Source organism: Micromonospora sp. D75 (assembly GCF_018070405.1).
GTDB classification, from domain to species: Bacteria; Actinomycetota; Actinomycetes; order Mycobacteriales; family Micromonosporaceae; genus Micromonospora; species Micromonospora chalcea.
The window spans coordinates 1-6989 of the sequence record NZ_JAGPXV010000306.1 but is presented as its reverse complement, the minus strand read 5'-3'; the positions used below and the strand labels follow the sequence as shown (position 1 = coordinate 6989).

Annotated in this window: 3 protein-coding genes; all 3 read left to right on the top strand. The window is 75.0% G+C overall.

Translation table 11 applies throughout. From position 1 onward, the window contains the following. A partial coding sequence (locus KBX39_RS18560) for a beta-ketoacyl reductase (RefSeq protein WP_210871711.1) occupies positions 1-2210 on the top strand: 2210 nt, incomplete at its 5' end. Position 2211: 1 nt separating this feature from the next. After that, positions 2212-5583 (top strand): non-ribosomal peptide synthetase, encoded by a 3372-nt coding sequence (locus tag KBX39_RS18555; RefSeq protein WP_210871709.1) that lies wholly within the window; start codon positions 2212-2214, stop codon positions 5581-5583. A 16-nt stretch (positions 5584-5599) separates the two neighbouring features. Next, a partial coding sequence (locus KBX39_RS18550; RefSeq protein WP_210871706.1) for a polyketide synthase occupies positions 5600-6989 on the top strand: 1390 nt, incomplete at its 3' end.

The window sequence follows — 6989 nt, the reverse complement described above, 5'->3', positions numbered from 1 at the left end:
CCGTCGCCCGGCTCTACACCGCCGGCGTGGACCTGGACTGGGCCGGTTTCGACCGGGACTACCGGCGGGCCCGGGTGCCGCTGCCCACCTACCCGTTCGAGAAGACGCACTGCCGGCAGGAGCCGCGCCGCACGCAGCGGCAGCAGCAGCGGCACACCGGATCATCCACCGTGGACGACACCGGCGAGGACGGCGCCGCCGCGTACGCCGACGACGACCTGCTCTACCGGCTCGACTGGCAACCTGTCGACGCGCCCGCGCCGGCTCCCGACCCGGAAGCAACCCCGGCCCGGACCTGGCTGGTGCTCACCGACGGGACCGGGGTCGGCGCCGGGTTCGCCGACGCCGTCGCCGTCCGGGGCGAGCGGGTGGTACGGGTGTCGCCGGGCCCGGCGGACCGCGTCGACGGCGCGCGGGCCGAGGTGCGCCTGGACGGCCCGGCGGACCTGAGCCGGCTGGTGGACGAGCTGGCGCTCGACGGCGGCGAGCTTCAGGTGCTGCACCTGTGGAGCCTCGACGACACCGACCCGGACGGCGCGGCGGACGCCGCCGCGCTGCTGCGGGCCACCGAGCGGGGCAGCCTCAGCGCGGTCCACACCGCGCAGGCCCTGGCCCGGGCGCGGGGCCCGGAGACGGTACGGCTCTGGCTGGTCACCCGCGGCGCCGTACGGCCGGCCGACGCCCCGGGCGGCCCGGTGTCGCTCGCGGTGGCCCAGTCGGCCCTGTGGGGTCTGGGCCGGTCGTTGCAGCAGGAGCACTCGGCGCTCTGGGGCGGCCTGATCGATCTCGACCCGGCCGCCGATCCGGCCACGCTGGCCGCGCGTCTGGTGGGGGAGCTGACCGCCCGCGACGCCGAGGACCAGGTCGCGTTGCACGGCGACCGGCGCTACGTGGCCCGGCTCGTCCGCCAGGCGGTGCCCGAGGCCGACGCCGCCGACGGGCCGTGGCGGCCCGACGCGAGCTACCTGATCACCGGCGGCCTCGGCGGTATCGGCCTGGAGGTGGCCCGGTCGATGGTGCGGGCCGGCGCGCGGCGGCTGGTGCTGCTCGGCCGCACCGTGCTGCCGCCCCGCGCCGAGTGGGCCGGCCTGCCCGCCGACCATCCGGCGGCGGCACGTGTCGCCGGGGTGCGCGGGCTGGAGGCGCTCGGGGCCGCCGTGCACGTGGCCTCCGTCGACGTCGCCGACGAGGAGGCGGTACGGGCGTTCCTGGCCGGCTACGACCGGGAGGGCCGGCCGCCGATCCGGGGCGTCGTGCACGCCGCCGGCACCGGTGAGGTGGCCCCGCTGACGGAGCTGACCCGGGCCGACCTGGAACGCCCGCTGCTGCCCAAGGCCGTCGGCGCCTGGGTGCTGCACCGCCTGTTCGCCGGCCGGGAGCTGGACTTCTTCATCCTGTTCTCCTCGACCAGCTCGCTGCTCAGCTCGCCGTTCGTGGCCGGGTACGCGGCGGCCAACGCCTTCCTCGACGCGCTGGCGGCGCAGCGCCGCGCCGCCGGACTGCCCGGTCTGAGCGTCAACTGGGGTATCTGGGAAGGGGTCGGCCTGGCCAACCGGGGCGCCGACGCCACCCCCGGGCTCAGCAAGGGCATGGGCACGCTGCGGCCCGGCCAGGCGCTGCGGGTCTTCCACCGGCTGCTGCGCCACGACGAGCCGCAGATCGCCGTGGTCCCGGTCGACTGGACCGAGTGGGGGCGCCGCTACCAGGAGGTCTCCGGTTCGGCCCTGCTCGCCCCGCTGCTGCGCGGCGACGGCCCCGCCCGGCCCGCCCGGCGTACGGCCCGGACCAGCCTGCTGCCCAGCCGCGCGCAGCTGCTGGCCCTGCCGGCCGACCGGCGCGCCGAGACGCTCACCGGGCAACTGGTGCTCGCCGTCGCGGCCACCCTCGGCTCCGCGACGGCGTCGGTCGGGCTGGACCAGCCGCTGTTCGACCTGGGCCTGGACTCGCTCATGGCGGTGGAGCTGAAGAACGAGATCGAACGCCAGCTCGGCGTCTCGCTGTCCATCGCGGTGTTCCTGGAGGGCGCCACCCTGCGCACCCTCACCGAGCAGATCGTCAGCCGGCTGCCGGCCGGTGCGGACGACGGCGGCGCCGACGCGGCGGCCATCGGGCGGGTCGAGCGGTTCGAGGACGTCGCCTCGGAGCTGCTCGCCGAGCTGGAAGGCCTCTCCGACGAGCAGGCGCGGGCCGTACTGGGCCAGGAGGCGTGAGATGACCGACCTCGACGCACGGCTCGCCGCGCTCTCCCCGGAGAAACGGGCGCTGTTCGAGAAGCTGCTGCGCGAGCGGGGCCAGGCGCGGCCTGCCCGGCGGGAGAACGTCTTCCCGATCTCCGTGATGCAGCAGGGCATCTGGTTCCTGGAGCAGCTCCGGCCCGGCAACCCGGCGTACCTGATCCCGGCGGCGGTGCGCATCCGCGGCCCGCTGGACACCGCCCTGCTGCGGCAGGCCGTCGACGGGATCGTCGCCCGGCACGAGTCGCTGCGGACCACGTTCGAGCTGCGCGACGGGCGGCCGGTGCAGGTGGTCCACCCGGCGCTCGCGATCCCGCTGGCCGAGACCGACCTGCGCGGCACGCCGGCCGGCGGCGACGAGCTGGAGGCGCGGATCGTGGCCGCGCTGCGCGAGCCGTTCGACATCACCACCGGCCCGCTGCTGCGGCTGGCCCTGCTCCGGCTCGGTGACGACGACTGCGTGCTCGGCGTGGCGATGCACCACCTCGTCTCCGACGGCTGGTCCGTCGGGGTGCTGCTGGGTGAACTCTCCACCCGGTACGCCGCGCTGGCCACCGGCGACCGGCCGGCGCTGCCCGAGCTGAGTGTCCAGTACGGCGACTACGCCGCCTGGCAGCAGGACTGGCTGCGCGGGGAGGACCTGTCGGCGGACCTGACCCACTGGCGGGAGCACCTCGCCGGGGCGCCGGCCGTGCTCGACCTGCCGACCGACCGGCCCCGCCCGCCGGTGCAGGGCTTCCAGGGCGCCTCCCACCCGTTCACGTTGCCCGAGCCGGTGCTCACCGCGCTCGGCGCGCTCGGCAAGCAGCACGGCGCGACCACGTACATGGCGCTGCTGGCCGCCTTCGGCGTGCTGCTGCGCCGCTACAGCGGGCAGGACGACGTGGTGGTCGGCGTGCCGATGGCCAACCGGGACCGGGCCGAGGTCGAACCGCTCATCGGGTTCTTCGTCAACACCCTGCCGGTCCGCGTGGACCTGACCGGCAACCCGACCTTCACCGAACTGCTGGGCCGGGTCCGGGACGCCTGCCTCGGCGCGTACGCCCACCAGCGGGTGCCGTTCGAGAAGGTGGTGGAGGCGCTGAAGCCGGCCCGCGACCTCAGCCGGCCGCCGATCTTCCAGGTGGGGCTCTCCTACCAGAGTGACCCGCTGCCCACGCTGGCCCTGGCCGGGGTGGAGTTCGAACGGCTGCCGCTGCGCGCCCAGGGCGCCCGCTTCGACCTGGAGCTGCAGCTGTTCAACGACGCCGGTGGGGTCAGCGGCTGGTTCGAGTACGACCGCGACCTGTTCGAACCCGCCACCATGGCCCGGATGGCCGGGCACTACCGGCGGATCGTCGAGCTGGCCGTCGCCGGCCCGCACACGGCTGTCGACGAACTGCCGTTGCTGGACGCCGACGAGCGGGACGCGGTGCTGGCGCTGTCCCGGGGCGAGGCGCGGCGGTGGCCCGGCGCGGGCTGGGCGCACGAGCAGATCGCCGAGCGGGCCCGGCGTACGCCGGAACTGCCGGCGGTGCGGTTCGCCGGCCGCACCGTCGGCTACGGGGAGCTGCTGCGCCGGGCCAACGGGCTGGCCCGCCGGCTGCGTGCCGCCGGGGTCGGCCCCGGCGTGCGGGTCGGCCTGGTGCTGGAACGCTCGGTGGAGCTGGTGGTCGGCCTGCTGGCGATCTGGCAGGCCGGCGGCGCGTACGTGCCCGTCGACCCGGGCCTGCCGGCCCGGCGGGTGGCGCTGATGCTCGACGACGCGGACCCGGCGGTGGTGCTCACCCAGCGGCGGCTCGGCGAGAAGCTGTCCTGGGACGGGCCGCTGTGGTTCGCCGACGAGCTGCTCACCGACGACGTGCCCGCGGACGCCGCCGACGACCGGCCCACCCCGGTACGCGGCACCGACGTCGCCTACGTCATCTACACCTCCGGGTCGACCGGCCGACCCAAGGGCGTGCCGAACACGTTCGCCGGCATCCGCAACCGGCTGCTGTGGATGCAGGACGCCTACGGCCTCGGCCCCGGCGACCGGGTGCTGCAGAAGACGCCGTACTCGTTCGACGTCTCGGTCTGGGAGTTCTTCTGGCCGTTGATGACCGGCGCGACGCTCGTCGTGGCCCGCCCGGACGGGCACCGCGACGGCGCCTACCTGGTCGACACGATCCGCTCCGAACAGGTCACCACCGTGCACTTCGTGCCCTCCATGCTCCAGGCGTTCCTGCGCGAGCCCGACGTCGAGCGGTGCGTGAGCCTGCGCCGGGTGATCTGCAGTGGCGAGGCGCTTCCGCGCGACCTGCAGGACCGCTTCTTCACCCGGTCCGCCGCCGAACTGCACAACCTGTACGGCCCGACCGAGGCGGCGATCGACGTCACCGCCTGGGCCTGCCGCCGCGACGACCCCCGGCCGGTGCCGATCGGGCGGCCGATCGCGAACACCCAGGTGTACGTGCTGGACCACCATCTGCAGCCGGTGCCGGTGGGTGTGCCGGGCGAGCTGCACATCGGCGGGGTCAACGTGGCGCTCGGCTACCTGAACCGGCCCGAGCTGACCGCCGAACGGTTCGTCGCCGACCCGTTCGCCACGCCGGCGGCGGCCGACGGCACGGCCGTCACCGGCGACCGCGACGACGACCGGCCGCCCGCCCGGCTCTACAAGACCGGTGACCTGGGCCGGATCCGTGCCGACGGAGCGATCGAGTACCTGGGCCGCCTCGACCACCAGGTGAAGCTGCGCGGCTTCCGGATCGAGCTGGGCGAGATCGAGGCGGCGCTGACCGCCTGCCCCGGCGTCACCGAGGCGGTGGTGGTGGCGCGTGCGCACGGCGGCGACACCCGGCTGGTGGCGTACCTGGCCGGGCCGGCCGTGCCGGCCACCGGTGAGCTGATCAGCCGGTTGAAGGAACGGCTTCCCGACTACATGGTGCCGGCGGTCTTCACCACGCTGGACGCCCTGCCGCTGACCCCGAACGGCAAGGTGGACCGGTCGGCCCTGCCCGAACCCGACCTGGCCCGCCCGGAGCTGCGCAGCCCGTACGTGGCGCCGCGCGACGAGCTGGAGCGGACCGTCGCCGGCATCTGGCGGGAGCTGCTCGGCGTGGAGCAGGTCGGGGTGGACGACAACTTCTTCGAGCTGGGCGGCCACTCCCTGCTGATGGCCGAGGCCCGCCTGCGGCTCGTCGCGGCGGCCGGCCGGGACGTGACGCTCGTCGAGCTGTTCCAGTTCCCGACCGTCGCCGCGCTCGCCGGTTACCTCAACCGGCCCGGCGCGGACGGCGACGGCCTGGGCGACGCCCAGGAACGGGCGGCCACCCGCCGGCAGTCACTGAGTCGACGTCGCCGCCGCTCGTCGGCCGCGCAGGCATGAACGGTAGGTGAGACAGATGTCAGACGACGTCGAGAACCTCGACCAGATAGCCGTCATCGGCATGGCGGGGCGCTTCCCCGGCGCGGCCGACGTGGACGAGTTCTGGGCGAACCTCACGGCCGGCCGGGAGGGGATCGCCCGCCTGTCCGACGAGGAGCTGCGCGCCGACGGCGTCGACCCGCAGGTGGCCGCGCGGGACGACTACGTGCCGGCCAAGGGCGTCCTGGCCGACGCGGACCGCTTCGACGCGGGCTTCTTCGGCTACCACCCCCGCGAGGCCGAGGTCCTCGACCCGCAGCACCGGGTCTTCCTGGAGTGCGTGTGGACGGCGCTGGAGTCGGCCGGCCACGACCCGAAGACCTTCGACGGGCGCATCGGCGTCTTCGCCGGGTCGAGCCTGAACTCGTACCTGCTGTTCAACCTGCTCGCCAACGAGCAGGCGGTGGACGCGGCCGGCAGCTACCAGACGCTGATCTCCAGCGACAAGGACTTCCTGGCCACCCGGGTGTCGTACAAGCTGAACCTGACCGGGCCGAGCATGACCGTGCAGACGGCCTGCTCCACCTCGCTGACCGCGGTGCACCTGGCGGCCCAGAGCCTGCTCAACGGCGAGTGCGACCTGGCCCTGGCCGGCGGCGTGTCGGTGAGCGTGCCGCTGCGCGGCGGCTACCGCTACGAACAGGGCGGCATCCTCTCCCCGGACGGGCACTGCCGGCCCTTCGACGCGCAGGCGCAGGGCACCGTCGCCGGCAACGGTGTGGGCGTGGTGGTGCTGCGGCGGTTGACCGACGCCCACGCGGCCGGGGACACAGTGGACGCGGTCATCCTCGGCACCGCGGTGAACAACGACGGCTCGCTGAAGGTCGGCTACACCGCGCCGAGCGTGGACGGGCAGGCCCGCGTCGTCGCCGAGGCGCTCGCCGTGGCCGACGTGGACCCGGACAGCATCGGCTACGTCGAGACCCACGGCACCGGCACCGCCCTCGGCGACCCGATCGAGATCACCGCGCTGACCCGCGCGTACCGCAAGCACACCGACCGGGTGGGCTACTGCGCGATCGGCTCGGTGAAGAGCAACGTCGGGCACCTCGACGCCGCGGCCGGGGTGACCAGCCTGATCAAGGCGGTGCTGGCGCTGCGCCACGAGGCGATCCCGGCGACCCTGCACCACACCCGGGCCAACCCCGAGCTGGCGTTGCCGACCAGCCCGTTCTTCGTCAACACCGAGCTGCGGCAGTGGCCCCGGCGGGAGACGCCGCGCCGGGCCGGGGTCAGCTCGTTCGGCATCGGCGGCAGCAACGTGCACGTGATCCTGCAGGAGGCGCTGGCCCCGGCCGCGTCGGCCGCCGCGCCGCCCGCCGCACCGGCCGTAGCCCGGGTGCTGCCGCTGTCGGCCCGGTCCGCGC